Consider the following 25,566-nt stretch of genomic DNA (forward strand, 5'->3'; position numbering starts at 1 on the left):
GTTTTCAATTTGTTAATTAGTTTATTTTGTCGATTTGCCAATGTGATAGACACATTGGCAAACTGACAAAATGGCACTTACTCTTATCGTTTCATATAAGTTTCAAAGCCTTTGAATAGGACTTGTACGAAAGATTTGTCGCTACCATTAGCGGTAGTAATAGAACTACCTGCAGGGGTTTCGATAGTAAGGTCTACTGTTTGTGTAGGCTCAATCACTGCTAAAGCGCCGAGGCGACGGTAACGATCATCGGTTTTGCTTGCTTGGTAGATACTTTCTACTGGCAATTTGATGATTACTTCACCATTTTGGCGAAGTACCAAGTGAGAGGCTTTCAGTTCAGCTGGGATTTCTTTGTTATAATCCACCTCCCATACTTTTTTACTATCGGCGGCTTCTCCATACAATAGGGATACTGAATCGATGACGAAAAAGCGACCGTTGTCGAGACGGTTACCGTCAAAGTTTGTTACGCCTACTTCTTGGGTGCTGTTTCCGTTGAGAAGTGGTACATTTCCACCTGCGTTGAATTTAGATTTTACATACAATTCACTTGGGGTAGGTTTCATACGTGCCATTACATCTGGTGAAAGATTAAATTTGGCTGCTTGGCGGGAGAGGAATGTAGCAACACGTTGGTATTGCTCTTCATTTACAAAATACTCATTCATTTGTGTTTGTGTTTTAAGTGTTTATTAATAATTAGGCTTCTGCGAATAGGTCGGCTCCTGAGAGGAACAAATTTTGTTGTTGTGGTTGTTCTTCAAAGGGGTTGTCTACAATCTCTTCATACGGATAGTATTCGCTACTGCTATCTACGTATACGGTGGTTTCTTCGGCTGGGGCTCCGAGGGCTGTTTTGAGGATACCCTCTTTCATCGGTTCATTTTCCTTGGTGAGTACGCTTTTGAGTACTTCGGTGAGTTGGGTAGCTGCCATACCTGCACCAGCACTTTGTAGGAGTTTACCGCTTGTTTCTTTCGGGTTTACAAAGGCGGCAAGGGCAAGTCCTGCAAGGGCGAGGGCTCCGTGGCGCAAGAGAGGTTTTTTGAGTACGCCTGATAATTTATCGGCGGCAACTCGTGAAACCATAGCGCCAGCTACGACACCAGCTGCTGTTGTAGCGCTTTCGGTGAGTGTTTTTTGATTAATTTTGCTCATTTTTTCTGATTGTTTTTAAATTGTTATAGGGTGTTATTTTTTCATCATTAGGACAATAACAATAAGTGCTGCGGCACCGAGCCCGATATATAGGGGGGTATTGTCTTTCTTATTGTCATCTAACATTTTAGCTAACATTAGCTGTTGGAACATACTATTGCTGTTGCTTTCGTTGAGGGTGCCGTTTTGGCGTGCAACTGCGGTTTTGTATACATATTCTTGTTCTTCTGGGCTTAAATCTTCGCCGTTTACGCGTACTGGCTGACCGCTTTTGAAAGAATTGATAACATTGGCGGCTCCTCCTGCTAAATCTACTAACTGGTTAAGGCGTTCGAGTGTGGTGCCTGCTGTAATATTGTTTCGCTGAAAGATATTACCGCCTTTCTTTTCTCGTAACTCTTGCCGTATTACACGATTTTGCTGGCGTTGTTCTTGTCTGATTTGTCGGTTTTGCTGGCGTTGTGCTTTCTTTTCGGGGTTTGCCTTTAGAAAATCAAGGAAACCAGACATTCCGCCACTGTTACAAGTGGTGCAGGGGGCGGCGAGTTGATATACTGCTAATTTTGCTTCCATTTTTATTTTTTTCTCATTAGTACGATAATAAAACCTAAGAAGAGGATACCTCCTAACATATATAGTGCGGTGTTATCGCTACCTTTATCGGTAATACTATCGACAATTTTACGTTCATTTCTAAGTTTTTCGGCGTGCTGGCTTCGGGCGGTGGCATTGGCAAATGAGGCTTGCTGTCGCTCTAATTCGAGGCGTTGGCGTTCTATTTCGAGTTCTTCTTTACTTTTGGTAACGTGGTAGTGATTTTCGTTTACTACGGTATTACCGCTGTTGCTATTGCCATTGTTTTTGTTGCCAAAACTATCGTACAAGTCTTTTCCTTGTTGTGCTAATGTTAGCCCATTGCTTATGCCGTTTAAGAGGGCTCCAGTATTCATTATGCGTTTACTTTTGTGGCTGATCTGTGGAATAATAGGTAACCTCCTACGAGTGCTGCACCTACTAATATTATAGTTTGTGTTTGCTTGCTTTGCTCTTTAGCTGTTGCTTTGGCTTGCTCTTTGGCGGCTGCTTCTTGTGCTTCACGTTCGAGGGCGAGTTTTTGAGCGTCTTTGTTGGCTTGGTAGCTGGTACGGGAGTCGGCGATACGCTTATTATAGCTATTGAGTAGGTCGCGTTTTTGAGCGATTTCAGCTTCCAATTTGGCTATTGCGTTGCGCTGTATCTGCAAATTCTCTGGGGATAATTGCGCTTGAATGTTTTTTAAGTCCTTGTTTGCCTCTGCAAGTTTAACTTCCAAAGGGCGTGTTCTTTCAATGCTTTCATTTAATCTCTCTTCGTAATGCTCACAAGAAAATGCTTTGTTCCACAAACGTTTACCAAACCAGCCTAATCCCTCTACTCCTGCTTGTTGTTGAGGGTTGGTTTCCCAAGCGTCTACTACTAATTTGTTTTGCTTGAGTTGTGCATTTAACTTGATAACTTCTTGTTCTAATTTTGTTTGCTTTTCTCTAAGCAAATCATATTCTTTTTGTTGTGCGCCGTTTTTCAATGTACTTACTTGTGTTAGCACTGAAGCTATTTGAGCGGGCAAAGAGCGTTCTACGGCTTCTTGTTGTTCGGCGCGTGCGCGGTGATTGTTGCAACCTCCTAATCCTTGGCAGGGTGAGGATAAGGAGGCGCGTGCAATTCTGTTTTGTGCTATTGTATCAAACATATTTTTTAAGTATTAGTTTTTGCTGATGAGTGTTAGTACTCCTATTCCTAATGCGCCAACAAGGGCGAGGTTTAGGAGTTTTTTGCTTTCGAGCCCTACCATTCTATTTGCTTCTGATTGTGCAATTTTACGGCGATTTTCGTCGCTGTGTTGCTCTTCGTATAGGCGTTGGGCTCGTATTTTTTTGAGTTCTTCCCAAAATGTTTTGTTGGCGAGGTTGTAGGCTTCGGTTTTGCTTTTGGCTAGGTCTAACAGTTCTTGTTGGTACTTTTTATCGTACTTGAGATAGATACTGTATTGCTCACGGCGCAATTCGTCTTCCATTGTTACTTGGGTAACGACTGGGAGGTATATGTTACGGCGTATTGCGGCAATTTTTTCTTTGAAAGGTAACATTTCACGACGGTAGGCTTCGGCTTGTTGTGCGCCGTACTCTACTCGCAAGGTGGTTACATTCTCTTCTAACCACGCGTCAAAACTCTGTTCGCTTCCGTAAGGATATATGCCTTTTTTCTTGTCGCGGCTTTCTACCTTTAAAAAGCGGTATTTGGCTGATATTACATCTTTGCCACTGGGCACTATGAAGTACCAACTTCGTTCGGATACACTGCCTTGGCGTTCGATAACTGCTACATTGAAGTTCTCGGATAGCTTGAATTTGAGCATATCGAGCATATCATCGACGGCTTTTTTGGTGTTTTTGACGAATGTATCGTAACTTTTTAGGGTTTCGGTGCTACACTTTTGGTCGTGTACTTGGCATTCGTGGTAATAGTGTGCGCTACCGAGGTCTATTTCTTTCAAAAGTTTATTGAGTTCACTTGTGGCAGTGGGCTCTAATCCTTGTTCTAACTTGGTTCGCAGGGTGTTCATTGTGGTTTTGAACTGCTCAAAGAATTGTTCTTTTAGTCCGCGATTGATATAGTCAGATGTATAGAAAGCACCCGCACAAGGGTTGCCCCATAGCATTATGGCGAGGGCTACAATAGCGGTTACAGCGGCAATACATAGTCCTACAATGGTACCTACGCCAGGGACTGCGTTGGAAGCTAAAGCGGCTTTTCCTCCTATGGCTACAATGGTGGCGGTGGCGGTGGCTGAAGCTGCATTGCCTACTGCATTGACTGTTTGTTGTGCTTTTTGCTTGTGATATGCGCCAGTGGCTTCGGCGTTTTGTTTACCAGCTTCGTAGGATTGGTTTAACAAATCTTCTAACTGCTGATTTACATCTGCTTCACCGAGGGCAGTGGCTTCGTATTCTTTTTTCCAAAGGTTGTATTTACGTCCGTCGAGGGTGATTGTAAAGCCGTCAATCTTGAAAGGTACATCGGTACGATTCTCTTTAGCAAGTTGGTATACACGCGCTTTGAGGTTGGCAAGTTCGGGGTTATTAGGGTTGAGTTTTCCGATATTATCTATCGCCTCTACAAATGCTCGCCACGCTTGCCGTTTTTGATGTCGGGTGTCGCTTGTGAGCATTGTAGGTAGGGGCGATGATAAACCAGACTTTTCATTATGATAATAAACCGATACATCGTCTTTTTCGAGGTATGGCAGTTCTTGCATTGTGTTGATAGTACCGTCGATTACGTAATATCCCTGTGCAAGATTTGCGGTTTTTTGGTTTTTCGGTACTACTACGTATACGTGCGTGAATCCGTTGGGGTTCATAGCTTGCTTGATACGGCGCATATAGTGCTTTATTCCTGCATTGAGGAGTATTGTTGAGGCAAATATGCTGTAGCTTTTGCAGTCGATACCGTCGAAACGGGAGAGCCAGCTACAAGCGGGGGAACGCAGTAGCTGTTTGTCACCGTCAATACTATATTGAAAGTGCCAATACAAGAATTGGTGAATATCATTACAAAGTTTTTCGAGGGGCATTCCGCTGAAAAACTTTAGGGTTAAATCGCGGGTGTGGTGCTGGTACTTGCGGGCTGTTTTTGCCATATTTTGTATAGCAAAAGAGGTGTCACCGTTGCCAAGCTTGGTAGAGGAGCAGTCGGAAGGGGGCATAAAAGCACCATAGAGCGCGCCAGTGCGCACTTCGCGGTGTAGCCCCCTATTAATCTCGTCTGCTGTTATACTCATATTATGCGGTTTAAGGTTATTGATATTCGGGGCAAATATAGTATGAGAAGAAAACCGAATAGAAACGATTAGGCACAATAGGGCAGGATTGGGTAAGATTGGGTAGTTTATAGAATAAAAAAGCCCACTTTATTGGCGGGCTTGGAGGAAGTATATGTTTATGCGTAGCTTCTTTATACTTTTAGTTTTCGGTTTTTTATTTCGTGTTGTAATTCATCAGATAGGGTGTATCCCTCGGGGGTTCCATAGAGTTCTACAAAGGTGAGAAATTCTTGTAGACTGATATTTTTGCTATTAATAGCGTTGGGGCGATATTGTGCGATTATATCGTTGATGTAGGTGCGTACGTTCTTTTCGCTATACTGTGAGAGGTATAGGGCGGTGAGTTGTTTTTTGGTTTTTACGGTTGTGAGTACTTTCATAGGGTTTGCGGTATTTTGTTTTTCTTTAATTCTCTTTCATATAGGGTGATGTATATTTCTTTTTGTTTGTCGCCAACGGTTTTGTTGTTGTAGTATTGCTTGGAGGAGTCTACTATTTTGCCTTTGCGCTTTACGTGCAATTGTATGCGGTTGCCGTAGTAGTCTTTTGCTTCACACTCTACTGTTATGCCTCGCTGTAGGCAGTAGGAGAATGCTTTGGGGAATAGGTCGAGGTTCATTGTTTTATTATTTTTAATCGTTTTGCTATTAATTTTACTATATCCACGGTTACGGCATTGCCTATGAGTTTGTAGCGTTGTGTCTTTGATATGCGCCTTTTTCTGCCGTTGTAGTTGCCGTATTGTGTCCAGTTATCTGGAAAACCTTGCAAGCGTTCGCATTCTATTTCGGTAAGGCGGCGTACGCCACACAGTAGATTATTCTCTTGAAAGGCGTTGCTCGATATAGTAGGGCAAATAGTTAGGTCTGCGCCTTTATTTTTGCCTCGTGAACGTTGTTGTATTACCGTCATATCGGAATGTAAGCCTCCAGAATGTCCGCCTCCTGTGAGGGTACTTGCAGTTTTAGGAATGATGTAGGTGTCATCAGCATTCATATTGCCATTGGCTTTGATTGTTCCACTAATTTGCATCTGTGATTGACTTTGCGTTTTTTTTGTAGAAATGAAATCATTTTCTTGGATAGGAAATACTCCTGGGATACTTCGTCCTGCAAGATGTCCGACAAGGTAAATTCGCTGTCGATTTTGGGGTAAAAGCCAGCTTGTATTAAGCAATTGCCATTCAAGTCTATAACCCCCAATGTTGGCAAACGCTTTGAGAATTGCCCAAAAGTCTGCGCCAGCATTTGAGGAGAATACTCCTTTAACGTTCTCCCAGATAAATACACTTGGTCGGACGCAAGCAATGAGGGCAATTGCGTACTTGATAATGTTACTTTTTTCGCCTGCGAGTCCGGAACGCTTTCCAGCAATGCTGAAATCGACGCAAGGCGAACCGAAAGTGATAATGTCTGCTCCTGCAATGTCTGCGGGCTGAATAGTTGTAATGTCTCCGAGGTTTTTTGCATGTGGAAAGTTGTTTTTATAGTTTGCGATTGCGTGTTTGTCTATCTCTGAAAAATAATGCTCTGTAAATTCGTATCCTGCACGCTGAAAGCCAAGTGAAAAGCCTCCAATACCACTGAATAGGTCTATGATTTTCATTGTTTAATAGGGTAAATCGGTGAATAAATCGGGGTCGTTGTCGTCGTTGTCGTCGTTGGACGGGGCGGACGGGTGGGACGGGTTGGTGGTTTCGGTTTTTTCGGTTTTTGCGGTGATCATAAAGTAATCGACGGAGGCACGGCGACCGTCGGGGGTGTATTCGGTTTTTTTGATGATATCGGATAGGGTGTATCCTTTGAGTTGGCAGTATTGTGCTAACTTGGTGCGGAAGCCTTGTGCGGTGAGTTTGAAATTACCGCAGGAGGCTTTGTAGTCTTCTTGCATTTCTCGGCGTTGTACTTCGGTATTTAGTCGTTCTGCAAAGTATTCTTCAGCCCATTCAAGGAAGTTGTCGCCTATTGAGGCTTTTAGGTTGTTGTGGTTTATTCTATCCATTGGGGCAAAATAGGGGTTCATTTTGTTTTGCATATAGAATTGGGTGCAACGTAGCATAAAGTTGTAGAATAAGTCCCATTGAGAGGCGTTCCAGTCGTCGAATAGGCTATGCCCGAAGTCGTCGGTTGGTTGCCACTGGCGTTTCATTTCGGGGTGTGAGTAGTGGTAGTATGATGAGAATGTTACAAAGAATAGTCGGCGGAAATCGCTATCGGCTCCGTTTTTTAGTGCGTGGTTGAAGGTCCCGAATAGTTTTGGGCTTTTATCGGGTGGGATAAAGAAACTTGGTCGGAATTTGGGGTTTACTCGTATGCCGTCGGTGATGTAGTTGTATAGTTTTTCAAATCGGTGTTCTGCCATATCGTCGAAGCATATTACGTCGTGGTTTTCGTTGAGTTCGTCGAATATGTGTGTGTTATCGAATAGTTTGCTGTCTTTACCGGCGCAATTGAATACGCTTGTTGAGAGTTTTATTGCATTGGAGAATATACCTTTACCGGTACCGCCATTGCTTTGTGATAGGGTTCCTTTCATTTCGTCGTCTACTATGTATATAAATTTTTCGAAATGGGGCATTTTATATCGGTGTAATAGGTATCCTATGGCGTAGCATTTGGATAAGAAGTGTTGTTCTTGTGTGATTTGTTCTTCTTCAGTGAGGTGTGGGCTGTTGAGGGTGTAGAATGTTCCCCAGCGGTGTGCTTCGTGGGGGTATTCTTTAGCCCAATAGACTCGGCTTCCGTTGATGAGGAAGTTTAGGTATTCGCATTTATCGGTGCTTATGCGTACGCGGTTGCGCCCTTGCTCATCGATATAGGGCTCAAAGAATGGTTCGTTGAGCAGGCGGATATTGGCGGGTAGTACGGCGTTATCGAATATGTAGTTGTTGATGTCGTCGCGTTTTAGTGTTATGATTTTTTCGGGGGTTACTTTTATGGCGGTATTTTGAAAGAAAAATAGCTGAAATTCTTTGCCGTGCTTGGTAAGGTCGAATTTTTTGTAGGTGGCGTTTTTGAGTTCGGGGGCTGATAGGGCTTTGCAGGTGCGCAATAGTTTGAGCACTTGATGTGTGGTTCCTTTGCGAACGTAGTAATTGACACAAAAGTCGCGTATGGTGGCGGTTTGTGGGATTGATAGTTTATAGTCGTCTACTTTTACTAAATATCCTTTGTTTTCGTTGTCGGTATTTTGTGCTATATCGGACTGGAATACGAAATAGTGGTTTACTTGTAGGAAGTAGAATAGGTTTTCGTGGTTTATGGTGTATTTTTTGTCTTCTAAGGTTACGAAATCGCAGGATACTGGTATTTTTAGTAGTTTTTTAAATTCGTTGGCGACGGTTTGTGGTGTTGCTTCTTTGAAATAGTTTACGTAGTCGCGGAAGTCTTTGCCTTTTTCGCCTAAATAGTATTTTGGTAGGAATACGGTGGGGAGTTTCCAGTATTTTCTGGAATATTTATAGGCAAATTCGATTCCTGATGTATCGACATCGGGTAGGTTTATGAGGTGCTGACTTATGGTTTTTAGGTACTCGTAGTCTGTATATTGTATTATATCGCCTTCGGAGTTTCCCCAAACGGGGTAGAAGTCGGGGGATAGAGAAGCGAGGGTGAGCCCGTCGGAGCCACCGGAGCATATAATTACGTAGGGTAAGAGTTCTTCGTTTAGGAGTTCTTGTATTTGTTTTTTGAATTCTGGGGAGTCGCAGTTTTCTACTTGTGTGCGTAGTTCTTGTATTTTTTGGTATCGTTCATCGGTGATTATGGATTTGATGTATGCGAGTCCGTGCAGGTATACGGGAGGTTTTTTTCCGAGGTATCCGTGTTTGAAATTTTCGGTTTTGGTATTTCCGTTTTCGTCGGTTATTTTGCGTTTTTTCTCGGCTGGGTAGTATGTTTTAGCCCAATTGTTTAAATCGGGGGAATAGGCGAACATAGGGTATTGTGGTGTGGCTTCTATGGTCATTAGTTTGCCGTTAGAGGTTACGCGTTCTACTTTTTGTAGTTCGTGTACGTTATAGCGTGCGCATATTTCGGGGGTTAGGAAGGGGTGTATTACTTGTAGGTTTTCGATTTGTGTTTTTGGGTATATGCGGAAATAGCCGTCGGGGTGGTTTCCGCGGGGTGCAAATGTTTTGTTTGGGGTGAGGTTTAGTGAGTTTTCGCCTATATTAAATTCGGCATATAGGGCTTGTAGGGTGCGGTGGTAATCGGTTTCGCCGGTGAGGTGCTGGTATACTTGTATAGGGGTATGTGTGTCGCCACCGAAATCTTTTACGATCCAGCATTTGCCTTGTGGTGGCAAATATAGGTAGGCTGAAGGGGTGCGCTCATTGCGATAGCGAAATGGTTTGCGGGTGCGTTCGCAACCTACGCAATCGGGGAGGTAACGGTGGAGTATGTCGAGTCCGTTGTCGGTATTTTCGTATAGTTTTTCTGGGGTGTATTTGTAGTCGTTATTCATTAGTTTTTAGGTGTTAGGGTATGGGGATAATTGCCAGTTGCTTATTGGAAAATAAAGCCGTGCCGATATTGCGCAGGTAGCACGGCTTCACTAACGAACTGACTAACATTATTTAATTTTCATCGGGGTAGGCGAAAGCTACTATTGTTGTATTTTGTGGGTCTTCTTGGTCTAATTCAGTAAGTAAGAAAGAGAGTTGCGCAACGCCTATATTGCTGTTGAGACTAAGGTGTCCACCAGCGAGGCGGTTGTATATATCGCTTATAGCATTCTCGTTTCGGTAGGAGAAGTCGATGATTAGCATATCGTTTTCGACGGTTGTACATAGTACATTGATGTATTCGATGTCGTACAAGGTGTTTAGAATGCGGGTAACTTGGTTTATGTGATTCATTGTTTTATGGTTTTACGTGTTCGGTATGTATCGCTTTGGGCGAATTGCCATTCGCCCCTACTGGCGGTGTATGTCGATGAGGTTTTCGATGTTTGTACTAAATATTTCGGAAAGGGCTATGAGGAATGAATAATGTGTGAGTTTGCTGCTTGCCTCTTGTAGCCATTTTTTTATGGTTCGCTGTGGGGTGTTGGTTTTGAGGTGTAGAATGGCAATGACGGTGTCGTCGATACGTTGTTGTATTTCGGTTTTTAGTTTTACGGATATGGTTTGTGCTTGTATCATATTTGGGTGTGTTTTTTAAAATTATATAGAATAGATTCGATAGTTGAGATAGTTTTTTTCACTACTTCGCTATTGGCATTTGTTATTAGGGTTTGTGTTAGTTTTGCTATCCCTATTGGACTGTTATCACGTTCTAAGATTAGTCTTTCAATTTCTTCATCTTCATACAATGAGATAGAAAGTTTAGTTATAAGATTTAGGTTTTCTGTTTTTTTCTCGGTGATCATAGTGTTTTATTTACTTTGCTAATAAAAAAGTTATTTGTAATTTTGTTGCTCTAATTAGTGTCTTGTTTATAGTTCGCTTTTTAGGTTTGTTTTTCGGGTGCAAATATAATAACAATATTTCAATATGCAATAAAAAATATAGCTTTTTGTAATAATTTATTTCAAAAAAAATATATTCTATTGATTATTAATTGTTTAATTTTACATACTATGATAACACAAGAACAAATATTACAGAATATTCTAAAAATCCGTACAAACAAAGGGTTTACACAACAAAATGTAGCGGAACATTTAGGTATAGAACAGGGTAGTTATAGCCTTATTGAGAAAGGTAGAAGAGAATTATCCATAGAACGATTATTGCAAATTGCTATTTTTCTTGGGGTAGATGTAAAAGATATTATTACTTATCCTAATACTGAATATAACAATAGCGATGATGAGGTAAAAGCTGTATTGCAGATAGAACTTAAAAAGGACAAAAAGGAGCAGGTTATGAAGCTGATTTTTGGAGATAATAACTTGGAAATATTGAATAAGTAATGACTTTTTATAATTTATCTATAGGAATTGTTTCAGGTATTGTTACAGCTTTTTTATTATGGGTTTTTAAATCATTATGGGTTGAAAAATTAATTCCTTTAATTAAAAAGATTAGTTATGGTGGGTATATAGTAGCTGGAACTTGGTATGAAGATGATGGTATTGATAAATCTACTATTTATTTAAAACAAGTTGGAGAAGAAATAAGAGGAACAATAATTATAACTAAGCCTCTTGGAGAAATAAAGAAATTTTTCTGTAGAGGAATTATAAGGGGTAGTATTATATCTATTATGACTTTCAATAGTGATAGAACACAAATAGGAGCGCAAAGCTATATTTTATTTGTGAAAACAGATGGAAAGGTATTAAACGGAAGTAAAATATATTATAATATTTTTCCTTCAAATTATGAAGATGAAATTCAGCATATAAAAATAGCTTGGAGGAGAGAAAATAAGAAAACCAACGATTGACACAAGAGAACTCTGGGCTGAAAGATAAAATAATACAGCTAATGGAGGAAAAGATAAGTAAGTAATTATAAAATAATATGAAAGAGGAATTAGACAACTTTAATAGCATTAGAAACCATCGGCAGCTAACCGATAGGGAGCTTATGGAGCAAATATATGAATTGCTCGTAGGGGTAAATGCAAAATTGGATAAACTTGGAATACTGAAATACAAAGAACTGGAAGTTGATGATAAGTTTAGATTTACTCTGCCGTTTAGCGATGAAACATTAGATGATAGGCAAAGTAAAACTTACAACTTAGAACATACCTTAGATGATACCAAAGAGTATTTTGATGAGATTTTCAAACCTATTGAAGACTAATTTGCAACTTACACATAAATAATTTATGTGCAGAAATGAATTTGTGTGCATTTTGTGTGCAAGAAGTATATATGAAAATCAATAACTTAACCTATTGCACATAAAACACATAAATATTATTACTATTAATATACATAAAAAATAAAATAAAATATATTATTATATATAGCCCCGTGTATTGGGTCTATTACGGGACTTATATGTAATGTTTATTGCCTTTCACTAATAAAAAAAAGGCTTTATAATGAGACTTTTACGTTTTGTGCTTTTCGGAAACCCCCTCCCGTCTTCGCTACAAAATAGGCGTAATTAGTTTGATAATCAACTAATTACGCCTAACTTCTTAAAATAGCTGTGTCAGTTTTTAGTTTTCTCTATGTTCATTATCACTTTTTCAAATGTTCTGCTATAAGTTCTAATTCTTTATACCATTCTTCTCCAAATTTTCTAATAAGGGCTTCTTTTACAAATTTATAGATTGGCATCTCTAACTCTTTCCCTAAAGTACAAGCTTCATCACATATAGGACTCCAACGATGATAATTTACCGCTGTAAATGAACTATACTCTTGCAAACGTATGGGATATAAATGACAAGATATAGGTTTTTTCCATTCTATTTTTTTATCATTATATGCTTGTTCAATAGCACAAAGTGCCCAACCTTTTTCATTTCGTACTACATAAGCACATTCTCCCCCATTTATCAATGGGGTTTCCCAATCTCCATCTTCTCCTTTTACATATATTCCTTGTTCCTCTATGGCTCTCTTTCCTTCTTCTGTAAGGTATGGTGCTACTTCTGGATAAATACGTTTCATTATATTGAGTTCTCGCTCTTCTATAGGTGCTCCCGCATCTCCTTCTATACAACAAGCTCCTTTACAAGCACTGAGGTTGCAAACAAAATCTCTTTCTACTATATCTTCTGAAATAATGGTATTAGCTATTTGTATCATTTTTATTAAGTTACTATGTTAACAATAAAAAAATAAAAGAGCAAAATGTTACTTTTAACTCTTTTATCTGTTTTAAAATTTTTAAAATCAATATACTGACCTACTCTTAATTTAGATTTTCTTAAGTTGTTGTTGCATCATTTTTATCTGTTCGGTCATAAGGTTTTGTTTGTCTAATTTTTTAGCTTCTGTAAGAAGTTCTTGGGCTTCGCGTTTTTTGCGTTTTTGCATCATTATACCTGCTAAACTCAATTTTGCCATTGCTACATCGTAACTCATTGTAAGCCCTAATTGCAAGGCTTTACGAAAGTATTTTTCAGCTTGTGTAAGATTTTTTTGTGAATAAATAATTCCGTACATATAGTTGTAATAGCCTTGTTGTTTACGTAATAAGGCTGTTTCGGGGTCTACGATTTTGCCAAGCCATTTTTCCATTCCTGCGAAATCTTGTTTTCGCAAACGCAAAAAGGTAAGTAATATAAACTCATTGCGAAAATACAATAAAATAGGAATAAGTGATAGAAAAATGAGAGCAATGCCATTTCCTATATTTCCTCGAGTGAATTGGTATACTGCCCAAGCTACAATAAGGACAGCTACAACTATTTTTAAGTATTTGTTTTGTAGATATTTCATTTCTAGTTTTATTTAAAAAAGTTTGCAAAAGTAATGAATTTCACTGAATAATACTAATAATTTAATTGATTTTTTGAATAAAGAGCTCTTCAGGATATTCTATATGAGTGAGAAACAATCCACAAGCTGGCACTGAAGCTCCTGCTTTACTTCTATTCTTACTGAGAATAATATCTTCAAAGTCTGTGAGTGATAGCTTTTGTAATCCAACATCTATAAGAGTTCCTACAATAGCACGCACCATATTGCGCAAGAAACGATCGGCTATGATGGTAAAGACTAGTTGTTTGTCTATTTTCTCCCAATGTGCTTTATAAATTTTGCATATAAAAGTCTTTACATCGGTATGAGTTTTAGAAAAACATTGAAAATCGCTATAATCAAGAAGAATTTGAGCAGCTTCATTCATTATTGCTATATTTAATGTATGAGTGAAAAACATTGCATAATCATAAGCAAACACATCTTTTTGAGTACTAATATGATACTGATAGGTACGTTTGAGGGCATCAAATCGGGTATGAGCATTTGGTTTCATCTCATATATGTTATGAACAGCAATATCTTTTGGTAAGAAAGCGTTTAATCTATGTACAAAGTTGGTAGGTAAAGGTTCGGTTACATCAAAATGAGCAAACATTTGTGAAGCATGTACACCACTATCAGTACGCCCTGCTCCTACTACACTTATAGGAGTTCGAAGTATTGTTGAAAGTCCTTGCTCTAAAACTTCTTGCACAGAAATAGCCTTTGGTTGAGATTGCCAACCGTGATAATTTTTACCAAAGAAAGAGAGTTCTATAAAATAACGCATTTCGACAAAATAAAATATTTTATTGAATAGGAATAAAAAAATAGGAATTAGACTTTTCTCTCTAATTCCTATTTTTCATTTTCATAGGATTCAATTATTGTCCTAAAAGTTTTTTTACACGTTGGAAATTAGCACTATCTCCTAAAGCTCCATAGATGTTTTTCAATTGTTCTAAGATGTTTTCAACATTACCATTTGCTTTAGTATAATTCTCTAATACTTCAGCACCTTTTTTGAATAAACCATCTTTTTGGTCTCTTAATGCTTCAAATTTAGCAATATCAGCTTTAGAATTTCCTAATTTGTTCATTTGCTCAATCAAACCATTACCTTCATTGATGTAGGTAGTAGAGATATTCAAAGCTGCATCAGCGTAGTTAGGTTTAATTTTAAGTGCTTGTTCAAAACCTTTGCGTGCTTCCAAAATATTACCTTGTTGCATATTGATTACTCCAATATTGTAGTGAAGGTCAGCATTATTTGGATCTAATTGAGCAGCTTCTTGCATTAGTTGTTTGAATTTTTCTTTATTATCTAACTGCAAGTATACATTAGCTTCAGCAAGGATGATGTTTGCATCTTTAGGATATGCTTTTTTAGCATCTTCAAATGCTTTGATAGCCTCATCAACTTTCTTTTGTTCTACATAGATAAAGGCTATGTTTTTTATGATATCGGCGCGTTTAGAAGGTGTTTTTTCAACTCTTGCTTTTTCGTGAGTCCCTGCTTTTACCATTAGTTCAGCTTGGTTTTTATCAGAGAAAGTCTCATCTTGTTTAGTTTGTTTATTGGTTGCGATATAAAGTGTTTCAGCTCCATCATAACCAAGGTCTTTAAGTTCTGAGTACAATTTCACGGCTTTATCATAGTCTTTGCCTTCTACTGCTACTACAGCAGCATTGTATAAGAACACAGTATCGCGAGCGCTAAGGCGATATACTTGTTCAAAAGCTACTGAAGCATTTTTGTAATCCTTAGCTTTGTACTTTTCTTGAGCTTGTCCTACTGCAAAGTTTATAGCTTCATCAGCTAATGATTGTAACTGATTAGTATATTTTCCTTTACCGCCTTCTAATTGTTTTACTTTAGCAAAAGCAGCGGTAGCGTTTTGCAAAGAAGCCAAACTTTTGTTTTTCTTAGTTAGCTCGATATTAGCTTGAGCTTCTAAAAAATAAAACTGAGGAGCAAATTCAGTGCCTTCTACACTTCCTTTGATGGCATTTAAACCACTTTGAGCTGATGTTAAATCACCTTTACGGATTTGTTTTTCAATCTCTTTAAGCTCTTTTTTTTGTCCGAATGCGACTGCCGAAATAAGTAGCGCAGCAGCCATTAATAATGGTTTTCTCATATTGTTTTGCAATTTTAAAACAGTTTTTTGTTTTATGTATTTATTTATAATTCGCAAATGTAGTGCTTTATTTTAAAAATACCAAATATTTTTAACTTTTTATTTAGAAACAAATATTATACCAATTGTATTATTTTGATTATTAGATTATTGTTTTCTCAAAAGGAATAGATTACATTCCTAAGAACCTCATCACTTTGTTGTTATGGCGAGTAGTTACATTGAGTTGTTGTGTAAAACTAATTCTAAAAGTAGAGTTTTTAATACTTACAAGGTCGGAATTATTAAAATATACTCGTTTATTATTATGTAGTATTGAAAAATCTATTGTTGAGTTTTTAATTTTGTAAGTAAGAGCAATATTGTATCTAAAATTTACATATTGATTAATTTTCATTTTACTTATAGGAGCTGTTTCTCCCCCAAAATAGAATCCTAATCCTACTAAACCACTAAAGGTGAGATTAGGGGCAATTTGCCAAAGATTGGCTACCCCTCCACTTAACCCAGTTTGTATATGCTTGAAATCGTCAGTTCTATCTAGATCTATAAGAGGCAAACTGAGTTTATGATAGAAAACGCCTCCTCCAACATAAAAACTAAATAAAGGTTTTAATTGATTACCTTCTGGATTAAAAATATTTTTTAAAGAGGTTTCTCTCCATTTGGTGAAGTATAAAAATTCACTTCCTATCTGTTGTACACGAGCATCTTTGAGAAGATGTATATTTTGACCATTTTCATAATAGAAACCTTTATAACTTTGGTAATAAAGGTCTAACAAAAACTTATTGCTAATAAAAGAATGTATTTGAAAATCAAAATAGCTCGTTTTTCCATATTTATTTTCATTGCGCAAAGGCATTAAACCTCTGGCATAGTCTAGGTTTACATAGGTATTATGCACTCCTAAACCCAACCCCATTGTAAGAGGATAGTTGGGCAATATTGTTTTATTTTTTAGATTTATATTTATAGGAGAATCTTCTATATCAACTGCGAGATAATTAATACTCAATGACGGTTTTATCCACACTTTATATTGATACCTTTTAGTAGTAGTGGTATCTTGTGCCCATAAAGTAGTGATTGATAAGAAAAAAAGAACTATATATTTCATCCTGTTAGAAGTTAAAAAGGAAAGGTTTTGTTGAACTTTGCTAAAGTCTCGTAAGAGACTTTAGCAAAGTTTATACCTTAAATTTTAGTAACCTAAGATTTTTAACATTTCGTCAGCTTTTTGCTGTTCCATAAAGAGACGAGAGGTGAGGTTACCATTTTTATCTTTATCAATAAGTACTATTTTAGGTTGTGGAATGAGGCAGTGTTGCAATCCCCCTACCCCACCAATACTATCCTGATATGCCCCTGTATTGAAGAAACCTATATAGAGTGGTTTATTTTTGTTGTATTTAGGTAAATAGATAGCGTTCATATTTTGTTCGCTATTGTAATAATCATCACCATCACAAGTAAGCCCACCAAGAAGTACGCGTTCATACTCATCATTCCAACGGTTGATAGGCAATAATACAAAACGTTTATTAATAGCCCAAGAATCAGGCAAAGTAGTAATGAAAGAGGAATTAATCATATTCCATTTTTCACGGTCGTTTTGTTGTTTTTGGTACATTATCTCGTAGATAGCGCCCCCGGCTTCTCCCACTGTGAAACTTCCAAATTCAGTAAAGATATTAGGCACGGGTACTTTTTCTTGATCGCAAGTAATTTTTATCTGGCGGATAATCTCATCAACCATATAGGCATAATCATACTCAAAAGCTAATGAACTTTTGATTGGAAAACCACCACCTATATTAAGGCTATCAAGTTCAGGAGCTACTTTTTTGAGCTGGATATATACACGCAAACACTTCAAAAGTTCATTCCAATAGTAGGCATTATCTTTAATACCTGTATTGATAAAGAAGTGCAACATTTTGAGGCGTACTTTAGGATTATCCTTAATCTCTCGATTATAGAAAGGTACAATATTTTTGTAGCCAATACCTAAACGACTGGTATAGAACTCAGAACGAGGGTCTTCTTCAGAAGCAATGCGAATACCAATATTGTATGAGCCTTTTATTTTTTCTTCAAACAAATTGATTTCCTCATAGTTATCAATAATTGGAATACAATTTTGATAGCCACGATTGATAAGATCGGCAATGCCATCAATATAAGCATCACGTTTGAAACCATTACACAAAATATAGTTCTCTTTGGTAATCAATCCTTCGCTGATAAGGTTGTTGATAATATTGATATCAAAAGCTGAAGAGGTTTCCATGTGGATATCATTTTTCAAAGCTTCTACCATTACGTGTTTGAAATGAGAACTTTTGGTGCAATAACAATAGTTATAAGCCCCTTTATATTTGTGTTTTTTAATAGCTTTTTCAAACCATTTTTTGGCACGTTGAATATTCTCGGATATTCTGGGTAGATACATAAATTTGAGGGGAGCTCCATACTTGCGTACAAGTTCCATCAAATCAATATTGTGAAAGCGAAGTTCATCGCCATCTAAAGTAAATTCATCTTGTGGAAAATAGTAGGTTTGGTCAATTAGGTCGATATATTTATTTTTCATTTGTACAGTGTAAATTAAATAATGAGTAATTTTTAGTAAAAAACATTTGAGGTAACCTTAATTTGTCACCTAATTATTACCTAACTACACCTGATTCAAATACGAAGTGGTGAAAGACTTTTAGCCTTAAATTTAATTTGTAGAGAATGAGTGCGTGCAGAGTGAAAATAACTTAAAAATAAAATGTTCATTTTCAACGACCAAAGGTTTTAGTAATTAAATTATCTTATACTTCAGAAATAGTATATTACTATTTGAGTGCAAAAATAATTATTATTTTTGAATTACAAACATATTGAATAGAAAAAAGTGAGGAATATTTTATTGTATAGAACATTAATCTAAATATTTTTAAGGTTCAAGTTGTGGAATATACTCATTTAATAGAAGATAAAAATACCTCCAGAAAGGATAAAATTTCTTGGAGGTATTTTTTATAAAAACAAATACTATTTTGATTTTCCTTGATTTGCAACGCTGTTAATAGCAGCTGCAATTGCTTCTTGGTCACCTAAGTAATAGTGCTTGATAGGTTTTAAGTTAGCATCGAGTTCATACACCAAAGGCACCCCTGTAGGGATGTTGAGTTTAAGGATTTCATCCTCAGAAAGTCCGTCGAGGTATTGAACTAATGAGCGCAAACTATTACCGTGAGCTGCAATGATTACACTTTTACCAGCTTTGATATCAGGAGCTATCTCATTGAACCATATAGGCAACATACGATCATAGCAATCTTTCAAACTTTCGCCAGCTGTTTTTTCTTCTTTAGTAAGGGCAGCATAGCGACGGTCGTGTGACGGGTGACGTTCATCGGATTCTTCAATAAATGGAGGACGTACATCATAAGAGCGACGCCATAAAAGTACTTGGTCTTCACCATATTTAGCAGCTGTTTCAGCTTTGTTTAAACCTTGTAGTGCTCCATAACTTTTTTCATTGAGTCTCCAGCTTTTGTGAGTAGGTACCCAAAGGTCACCCATTGCTTCTAAAGCATTGTTCAAAGTTTTGATAGCTCTTTTAAGTACAGATGTGTAGGCAACATCGAATTTGAAACCTTCTTCTTTCATTACACGTCCTGCTTCGCGAGCTTCTTGTACTCCTTGCTCAGTTAAATCTACATCTTGCCACCCTGTGAATAGGTTGAGCTTGTTCCATTCACTTTGTCCGTGGCGTAAAAGTACTACTTTATACATATATAATTCAATTAATTTTATTTTTATTCGCCTTCATTTTTTCCGCCTAAGCCTTTAAGGAAGTTACCTAATTGTTTTTTAGCTTCTTTTTTAGCCTCCTCTTTAGCTTTTTCTTTCACTTTAGTCATTGTGCTGTCTCTATTTTTCATCAGTCCACCAACAGTTTTGGTTATTTCGCCTGCTGTACCTGAACTGGTTTTACTTCCTAACGCTTGTTGTAGTGCATCAGTACCTTTAGCAGTAAGATTATTAATTTGGTTTTTAGCTATTTGAGTAGCTAAATCTTTTACTACGGTTTTGGCATCAGTGCTTACTTGAGGTTTTTTAAAAGTTCCTCCAACGGTTGCAACTACAGGTAAGTTGGTTATTTTTTTCTGATTTTCAGGAGTGAGTTTTGATAACAAACCTTCGGCTTCTTTACCTAACATTTGAGGGGGAACATTGAAAGTGAGTTTGTAATTCATCTGTTGGTCGAATCCGTGAGACCCCGCTACCTCTATAGCTACATCTTTATATTTAATAGTAAAAGGTTTTATTTTTACTTTTCCATCCTCAAAATCAACTGCTGCTTTCACATCTTTGAGGTTAAGATTATTTAAATTCAATCCTGTAAATTGGCTATCTAAGGCTGAAAGTAAGGCTGAACCGTGACTATCAATCTTAGAGTCGATGAGAGCTGCGAATAAATCACCTGAGACACTATTGATTTCAGGAGTTAAATCGTTTTTCAAAGAACCTTTCACATTGATAACAGTATTTACTTTACCTTGTACTACTTTAGCAATAGGCGCAATTTTTTCTAACATCGTAATTTGAGAGAACGCTTCGGGAATATTGACACGATTGAGGTTTAAATCTACATCAAAAGTAGGTGTTTTCTCTTTGGTAGAGACATCACCTGAGAGGACTATATTACCTCCAAAAATATCTGATTTTAGGTTTTCTAAAGCTACTTTTTCATCTTTTATTATCAGTTTTCCTGATACATTACTCAACTTCAAATTGTCGTATAACACTGTATTAGCTTTAGCTGTAAGAGTACAATCCAAGAAAGCAGGTACTTTTATAGCTGCTTGAGCAGGAACTTTAGTAGTAGTTTTTGGAGCTTCTTTAGTTTCTTTTTTAGGAGTTGTTGTTTCGGCAGCAGGTTGCATAAAATCGTTTACTACCAATTTATTAGAAGAAAGATTGAAGTTTCCTTTGAGAATTTCTTTTCTAAAAGCAAATCCGTATAGATTATCAATTGTTCCAGTAAGATGCAAATCGGTTTCACCTGTACGGGCATCGAATTGAGATAGCCCAATGTGTGAAGGACTAAATGCTACATTCAAATTATCAATATGAAAAGGCTTCACAAACTCTTCGCCTGCATATACAAATTGAGAAAGGGATAAATTACCTTGTGCTTTAATATTTTGATAGTTTTTAGTTTCTACTGATTTCATATCCAGCTGTGTAGCGATATCAGCACGAAGAATACCTGAGAACTTCTTATCTAACGAAATTGGATAAGCTTGAGATAAATTAGCTAAATTAATAGTACCTTTTACTGCTAAATCAACAAATGGATTTACTACTATATTACTCACATTGGCACGAGCTGAGAAGTGATCTTGGTCGATACTCATTGTAAATTTATTGAGATTTACTTTGGTATCGTTGGTAATACCCGTAGTGTTGTTTATTTTTAGGTCGATAGTGATGTCACGCACCGTTTTAGGCAGGTTCGGATATTTAAAAGAAGCATTGTCTGCATACATTTCAAGTCCGAAAGTAGGAATTTTATCACCTACCATATCTCCTTTTGCAAAACCTTTGAGAGTGAGATTACCTGTAGTTTTTACATTTTCAATACTTTTGGAGTACTCTTCAGGAATAAGAGCTAAGAAGTTTTGAAATGAATTAGTAGGAGTGCTAAAAGTAAGATCGTAACGTTGTCCTTCTTCTAATAGCTGAATAAATCCATCAAACACCAAATCTAAGCGGTTTACAGTAGCTTTATTTTGTTTGAAAGTGTACTTTTGATTTTTTAGGTCAATACCTAAAATAGCTTGAAGTGTAATAGGTACTTGTTTCATAAAAGTACTTTTATCCATTGCAAAAGTTACGTTGGCTTTAGTTTGTGTATCTAAATCCAACACTTCTTCAGCAAAGTTACCTTTTCCGCTATGATAGATGTCGGCTACTTCCATAAAGAGGTTACCGTCATCCATTTTAAAAGTGAATTTTAAATTTTCAACGTTATATTGTTGAATATCGAGTTTGATAGGAGCAGATTCTTCTTCAGGTTTATCGGAAGGGATGGCGATATCAAAGTTACCAACTCCTTCTTTATTAAGGTGTATGTATACAGAAGCATCTTTCACATTAGCACCTAACAAATTGTAGTTACCCGCTAATAAATCTTTTATACTCAAAGTTACATCAATATGTTTAGCAGCAAAAAGAGTATCACCTACAAAGGGTTCTTTATTTACTAATACAAAATCATTTAGGGTTACTTGAGCTTTAGGAAAGTTTTTAAATAGACTGATATCTACATCTTGCAAAGCAATATTTGCTTTTAAATTCTTATTTGCCATCTCAATCACCTTTTCTTTAATAGTATCTTTAAAGAAAAAAGGAATAGCAATCATTGCAATGATGAGGAGCAAAAGTGTAATACCTCCCCACTTAAATATTTTTTTAGCTATTTTCATTGTGTTTACAATTATATTTTATAGAGGGCAAAGGTACGAAATAATTTTGAATTGTTACAATCGTTCTACAAATAAAACGGCATCGTCTATAGAAATTATTTTCACGATGGTGTTAGAAGGAAGCCGCTCACCAGTGGTCATAGCGTCTAATTCGTGTATAGTTCCGCGTACACTAATGGTTACTTTACCCCTCCCCTGCTTGTATTCAGGTATAGGAATATAAACTTCAGCCGTTTTTCCTATAGTTTCTGAGAGTTTGAAAGTATTGTCTTCTGAAAGTCTCATTAGAGCTCTGATAATAAGGAAAAATAAGTATACAAACAAAACTCCTACTACAATAGCTAAAGTTATGAGTAGGAGTTGATTGTTAATAATTTTATAAAATGAAATACCAGTCCAGCTAAATCCTAACAAGAAGTTCATCAAATTACGAAAAGAGAAAAGCTGGAAAGGTGTGTCGCCTCCGTTGAGATCACCATCGAAATCGGCGGAAGTACCATCGGAGGCGTCACTTCCTATAAATGTAAGTATCATTTGGATAATAAAAATCACAGAACTAGGGATTGCTACCATCCAAAATCCTTTTAAAAGAGTATCAAAGTTATTGAAAACTTCTAACATAGTATATAGTTTTTATGGTTATTATCGTATTGATTTAGGTTCTACACCTGTATTGATAATTGCCTGACGAATATCAGTAAAAGTTTTGAGATTTGTTTTTCCTTTTACAATTTTAAAATTATCCCCTCTCTTAAGAAAATAGATTATATTTGATTGTCCTCCAAAATAGGGCGGTTTAAGATTTTCTATGGAACCTCCTGTTTTTACGGCAGTAAAGAATGCTACATATTGTCTCACACGTTCCTCAATTTCATTTTTGTTTTGATTAAAATCGTAAGATACAACTTCCCAATCACTATTACTTAGACGTTTTGCATTAATTTTTACTTTATCCACCACTTCTTCAGAGCAAGAAGGAGAGTTGAAACGTTTTAAATCAGCAATAAACTCCTCTGTGAGGCTTACATTAGTAGCGTGAGGTCTTGCCCCTGTTCTAGTACGTCTCACTACTGTTTTAGAATCTCCTCCCTCTACTATAACTGTAGTAGTCTCAATAGGATGAGAAGTAGGAATATTCTTCTTAGGTTTAGGGTTGCTTTTAGGTGTTGTTGCAACAGGTTTAGATTCTCTTATAGGTGCAGGAGTATCAACAGGCATAGGGGTTGCTACTTCTACTATATTATCTTCCTGATTCTCGCGACTTTTAGTTTGAGAAATAATTTGTTCCAAATCTTTTTGATAGGATTTTAATTCGGAAGCCCCTCCTCTTAAATAAGGACGCAAAAGACTATCTACTTGTTCTCTATTATAAGCTGAATAATCAAAATCTTTCAAGAAATTCTCCCATACTGCTTTTTCAAACTCAGGACGTAATTTCTCAGTAAGATAGTTTCGTTTTTTTGCTTCAGCTAAGAAAAGAGCTCCTTTAGGATCGGCGTGAGTATTTTTCCAATTTTGCACTTCAGCAAGAAAGAAACGAGCAGGAGATACTATATCAATTTTAAGAGTATCTTTATTACCTTGTTGTACCATTGTCGCCAATTTAGATAGTTGTTCTCTATTAAAAACAACAGTATCTTTTCCTTCTTCAGCAAAAGTAATTACCAGTTTAGTTTCAGTTTCAGGTAATCCTTTTTTTAAGCGGATACAAGCACTGTCAATCTCATAAGTACGTTCATCTATATTTGTTAAGAAATGAATATCTTCAATTTTGCTTTCAGAATTAAAAGCAATGTAAGCCTTGGTAGGATCTTTGAGCATAGGAAATATAAACCAATAACCTATACCTACTAATGCCAAAACAAATACTACAATAGATGCTATTTTTAGCCAGAAGAAGCGAGATTTGTGTACAGGCTTATTCTTGTCATCTCCAATAATAGCCAAGCTATTATTATTCACTACAGCAAGTTGATTTTTTGCTTGAGGGCTTTCAGAAGCAAGCATTTGAGGATTGTGTACATTACCCTCAATTTCATAGTTTATCTCACCACTTTTAGAAATACTTATCACCCTCTTTGTATCTTGATTCTCAAACTCAAAGTGATACAAGTGTTCAGGAAGAACTATCTCTATAGGAGAGTCACTACGCAAGGAGTTGCTAAATAAAATCCCATTGATTTTCAGAGCTACAGATACTATTTTATTGGAAACAACTGTAAAATGATATTGTTCAAAAGGAATAGATAGAGGGACTTTTTCATCTACTACATAATTACTTCTAAAAACAATTCCATTATAACTGATATTGAATATCTTTTGAGCCTCTTCACCTTTAAAAAGGAAATAAAAGCCTTTGCTATCACTATGAGGTTTAATTTTGAAGCTACCACTTTCTAAAGTTAAGAAAGTAATATATTTTTGAAAATCATACTGAGGAGTTTCGACATAGAGTTTTGTTTCTTTTTCTACAAAAGGGACATACTCTAAACTATAACTATTATCAGTACGTTTGATATAACCTTTTTTAATTGCTTTTTTAATAGTATCATTATAAGAGAACATTTGGTGATACTTAGATTTTTCAAGGAGTAATTCTATAGTATCATCATCTGAAAAAATCTCACTTCTATAAGTAGAACTTACATCTCTACCATTTCTCATAAAAGCTAAAACTTTTATTCTTTTATCAGAGATAGTAAAGTGAGATGTTCCGCTATTACTTGCTGTACTTGCAGCTGTATTTGAGAGAGTTCTATATTCGGGGAAAAGAAGCTCTATACTATAAGCAAAAGGATTTTCGACGAATTCATTTCGCAAGAATAAGATATCCTGAAGGTTGCTAAACTCAGGACGATATGGTGTATTGAAGTATTTATCTACTTCATAAATATCTCTGTAAGAAAAAACCTTAGGTGCATAGGGCATTTCTAAAGTGCAAGGTTTTGCATCTAGCTCTTCAGTAAGTTGTTTTTCATAACCTCGTAGGAGATTGAAATAAGGGAAGATATCTTCTTTTTCATTAAGCAATGGCGCCCCATTTTCGTAGTTTATATGTTCTGCAAAGTACATATCCATCAACAAGTTGAGTACTTGCCGAACTCCACGCCATTGCAAAGAATGAGGAATATACAAAGAAATAGCTATATACACTCCTGTTTGACCATTCACCTCACGAGAAGAGCGATATTGGGTGTATATTTTATAATTTTGCGTAAATTGAAGTGTGTAAAAATCTACACGAGGAATATGGATACGAATAAAAGCACTAAGGTCCTTTAATCTGTCCTTTATTTCTTTAAGTTGAAAATTAACTCCTTGAGAAGCTAAAACTTTACAACCTTGCTTGTAGCCCCATATAGTTAGGCCGACTGTATTAATTTTTGATTCCATTGTAATAAGAAACTTGCTAAAAAACGAGGCAAAAGTAGATATTATTTTTGAGAAAAAAAAATATATTTGTAAAAAAAATACCTATTAAAGATTTCACTTCTTTAATAGGTATCAAAAATTATAATTGATATGAACTATTTAC

Annotated in this window: 26 protein-coding genes; 3 read left to right on the plus strand and 23 right to left on the minus strand. The window is 36.6% G+C overall.

What is annotated here, in order from left to right; all coding sequences use genetic code 11:
• Positions 1 to 83 precede the first annotated feature (83 nt).
• From CGC57_RS01440 to CGC57_RS01500, 13 genes are all read right to left on the minus strand, one after another.
• On the minus strand, positions 84 to 671 hold the full coding sequence (locus CGC57_RS01440) for a hypothetical protein (protein ID WP_095897672.1): 588 nt from the start codon (positions 669 to 671) through the stop codon (positions 84 to 86).
• A 31-nt stretch (positions 672 to 702) separates the two neighbouring features.
• Positions 703 to 1,161, minus strand: a complete 459-nt coding sequence (locus CGC57_RS01445) for a hypothetical protein (protein ID WP_095897673.1) — start codon at positions 1,159 to 1,161, stop codon at positions 703 to 705.
• 33 nt (positions 1,162 to 1,194) lie between these two features.
• Entirely contained in the window at positions 1,195 to 1,734 is a 540-nt protein-coding gene (locus CGC57_RS01450; RefSeq protein ID WP_095897674.1) for a hypothetical protein, read from the minus strand.
• 2 nt (positions 1,735 to 1,736) lie between these two features.
• Positions 1,737 to 2,111 (minus strand): hypothetical protein, encoded by a 375-nt coding sequence (locus CGC57_RS01455; protein WP_095897675.1) that lies wholly within the window; start codon positions 2,109 to 2,111, stop codon positions 1,737 to 1,739.
• Positions 2,111 to 2,890, minus strand: coding sequence for a hypothetical protein (locus CGC57_RS01460; protein WP_095897676.1), 780 nt, complete (start codon positions 2,888 to 2,890; stop codon positions 2,111 to 2,113). The genes CGC57_RS01455 and CGC57_RS01460 overlap by 1 nt, the downstream gene beginning before the upstream one ends.
• A gap of 12 nt (positions 2,891 to 2,902) precedes the next feature.
• A complete protein-coding gene (locus CGC57_RS01465; RefSeq protein WP_095897677.1) occupies positions 2,903 to 4,981 on the minus strand; it encodes a hypothetical protein in 2,079 nt (692 codons plus the stop codon).
• Between the two features lie 173 nt (positions 4,982 to 5,154).
• A complete protein-coding gene (locus CGC57_RS01470) occupies positions 5,155 to 5,403 on the minus strand; it encodes a hypothetical protein (protein ID WP_095897678.1) in 249 nt (82 codons plus the stop codon).
• Entirely contained in the window at positions 5,400 to 5,642 is a 243-nt protein-coding gene (locus CGC57_RS01475; protein WP_095897679.1) for a hypothetical protein, read from the minus strand. Before CGC57_RS01475 ends, CGC57_RS01470 begins: the two co-directional genes overlap by 4 nt.
• Positions 5,639 to 6,628: a DNA cytosine methyltransferase gene (locus CGC57_RS01480; protein WP_095897680.1), complete on the minus strand. Its 990-nt coding sequence runs from the start codon at positions 6,626 to 6,628 to the stop codon at positions 5,639 to 5,641. The genes CGC57_RS01475 and CGC57_RS01480 overlap by 4 nt, the downstream gene beginning before the upstream one ends.
• Before the next feature lie 3 nt (positions 6,629 to 6,631).
• Positions 6,632 to 9,487, minus strand: a complete 2,856-nt coding sequence (locus CGC57_RS01485) for a primase-helicase family protein (RefSeq protein WP_095897681.1) — start codon at positions 9,485 to 9,487, stop codon at positions 6,632 to 6,634.
• Between the two features lie 112 nt (positions 9,488 to 9,599).
• Positions 9,600 to 9,881 (minus strand): hypothetical protein, encoded by a 282-nt coding sequence (locus CGC57_RS01490; protein WP_157909301.1) that lies wholly within the window; start codon positions 9,879 to 9,881, stop codon positions 9,600 to 9,602.
• 57 nt (positions 9,882 to 9,938) lie between these two features.
• Positions 9,939 to 10,166, minus strand: coding sequence for a hypothetical protein (locus tag CGC57_RS01495; RefSeq protein ID WP_095897683.1), 228 nt, complete (start codon positions 10,164 to 10,166; stop codon positions 9,939 to 9,941).
• Positions 10,163 to 10,393, minus strand: coding sequence for a hypothetical protein (locus tag CGC57_RS01500; RefSeq protein WP_095897684.1), 231 nt, complete (start codon positions 10,391 to 10,393; stop codon positions 10,163 to 10,165). Before CGC57_RS01500 ends, CGC57_RS01495 begins: the two co-directional genes overlap by 4 nt.
• A gap of 210 nt (positions 10,394 to 10,603) precedes the next feature.
• Between CGC57_RS01500 and CGC57_RS01505 the strand changes: the two genes are divergently transcribed.
• The 3 genes from CGC57_RS01505 to CGC57_RS01515 all read left to right on the plus strand — a co-directional run bounded on the left by CGC57_RS01505 (position 10,604) and on the right by CGC57_RS01515 (position 11,780).
• On the plus strand, positions 10,604 to 10,939 hold the full coding sequence (locus tag CGC57_RS01505) for a helix-turn-helix domain-containing protein (RefSeq protein WP_095897685.1): 336 nt from the start codon (positions 10,604 to 10,606) through the stop codon (positions 10,937 to 10,939).
• Complete coding sequence (locus tag CGC57_RS01510; protein WP_095897686.1) at positions 10,939 to 11,415, plus strand: hypothetical protein; 477 nt, start codon at positions 10,939 to 10,941, stop codon at positions 11,413 to 11,415. Before CGC57_RS01505 ends, CGC57_RS01510 begins: the two co-directional genes overlap by 1 nt.
• 143 nt (positions 11,416 to 11,558) lie before the next feature.
• Positions 11,559 to 11,780, plus strand: a complete 222-nt coding sequence (locus CGC57_RS01515) for a hypothetical protein (protein WP_157909302.1) — start codon at positions 11,559 to 11,561, stop codon at positions 11,778 to 11,780.
• A gap of 386 nt (positions 11,781 to 12,166) precedes the next feature.
• On the opposite strand, the gene CGC57_RS01520 is transcribed toward CGC57_RS01515, so the two are convergent.
• From CGC57_RS01520 to CGC57_RS01565, 10 genes are all read right to left on the minus strand, one after another.
• Positions 12,167 to 12,739, minus strand: a complete 573-nt coding sequence (locus CGC57_RS01520) for a DUF3109 family protein (protein ID WP_095897688.1) — start codon at positions 12,737 to 12,739, stop codon at positions 12,167 to 12,169.
• Positions 12,740 to 12,850: 111 nt separating this feature from the next.
• A complete protein-coding gene (locus CGC57_RS01525) occupies positions 12,851 to 13,375 on the minus strand; it encodes a tetratricopeptide repeat protein (RefSeq protein ID WP_002678966.1) in 525 nt (174 codons plus the stop codon).
• 61 nt (positions 13,376 to 13,436) lie between these two features.
• Complete coding sequence (gene truA, locus CGC57_RS01530; RefSeq protein WP_002678982.1) at positions 13,437 to 14,189, minus strand: tRNA pseudouridine(38-40) synthase TruA; 753 nt, start codon at positions 14,187 to 14,189, stop codon at positions 13,437 to 13,439.
• A gap of 94 nt (positions 14,190 to 14,283) precedes the next feature.
• Complete coding sequence (locus CGC57_RS01535) at positions 14,284 to 15,540, minus strand: tetratricopeptide repeat protein (RefSeq protein ID WP_040361137.1); 1,257 nt, start codon at positions 15,538 to 15,540, stop codon at positions 14,284 to 14,286.
• A gap of 172 nt (positions 15,541 to 15,712) precedes the next feature.
• A complete protein-coding gene (locus CGC57_RS01540) occupies positions 15,713 to 16,660 on the minus strand; it encodes a DUF4421 family protein (RefSeq protein ID WP_095897689.1) in 948 nt (315 codons plus the stop codon).
• A gap of 84 nt (positions 16,661 to 16,744) precedes the next feature.
• Positions 16,745 to 18,136 carry a type III PLP-dependent enzyme domain-containing protein gene (locus CGC57_RS01545; RefSeq protein WP_009751043.1) on the minus strand — a complete coding sequence of 464 codons (1,392 nt, stop codon included), beginning with the start codon at positions 18,134 to 18,136 and terminating at the stop codon, positions 16,745 to 16,747.
• Positions 18,137 to 18,585: 449 nt separating this feature from the next.
• Positions 18,586 to 19,332, minus strand: coding sequence for a 2,3-diphosphoglycerate-dependent phosphoglycerate mutase (gene gpmA / locus CGC57_RS01550; protein ID WP_002679206.1), 747 nt, complete (start codon positions 19,330 to 19,332; stop codon positions 18,586 to 18,588).
• 23 nt (positions 19,333 to 19,355) lie between these two features.
• Positions 19,356 to 22,031: an AsmA family protein gene (locus tag CGC57_RS01555; RefSeq protein WP_095897690.1), complete on the minus strand. Its 2,676-nt coding sequence runs from the start codon at positions 22,029 to 22,031 to the stop codon at positions 19,356 to 19,358.
• A 54-nt stretch (positions 22,032 to 22,085) separates the two neighbouring features.
• Positions 22,086 to 22,652 carry an NfeD family protein gene (locus CGC57_RS01560; RefSeq protein WP_002679085.1) on the minus strand — a complete coding sequence of 189 codons (567 nt, stop codon included), beginning with the start codon at positions 22,650 to 22,652 and terminating at the stop codon, positions 22,086 to 22,088.
• 21 nt (positions 22,653 to 22,673) lie between these two features.
• Positions 22,674 to 25,424, minus strand: a complete 2,751-nt coding sequence (locus tag CGC57_RS01565; protein WP_095897691.1) for a hypothetical protein — start codon at positions 25,422 to 25,424, stop codon at positions 22,674 to 22,676.
• Positions 25,425 to 25,566: the final 142 nt, after the last annotated feature.

Origin of the sequence: Capnocytophaga sputigena, assembly GCF_002302495.1 — a bacterium.
Classification (GTDB): Bacteria; Bacteroidota; Bacteroidia; order Flavobacteriales; family Flavobacteriaceae; genus Capnocytophaga; species Capnocytophaga sputigena.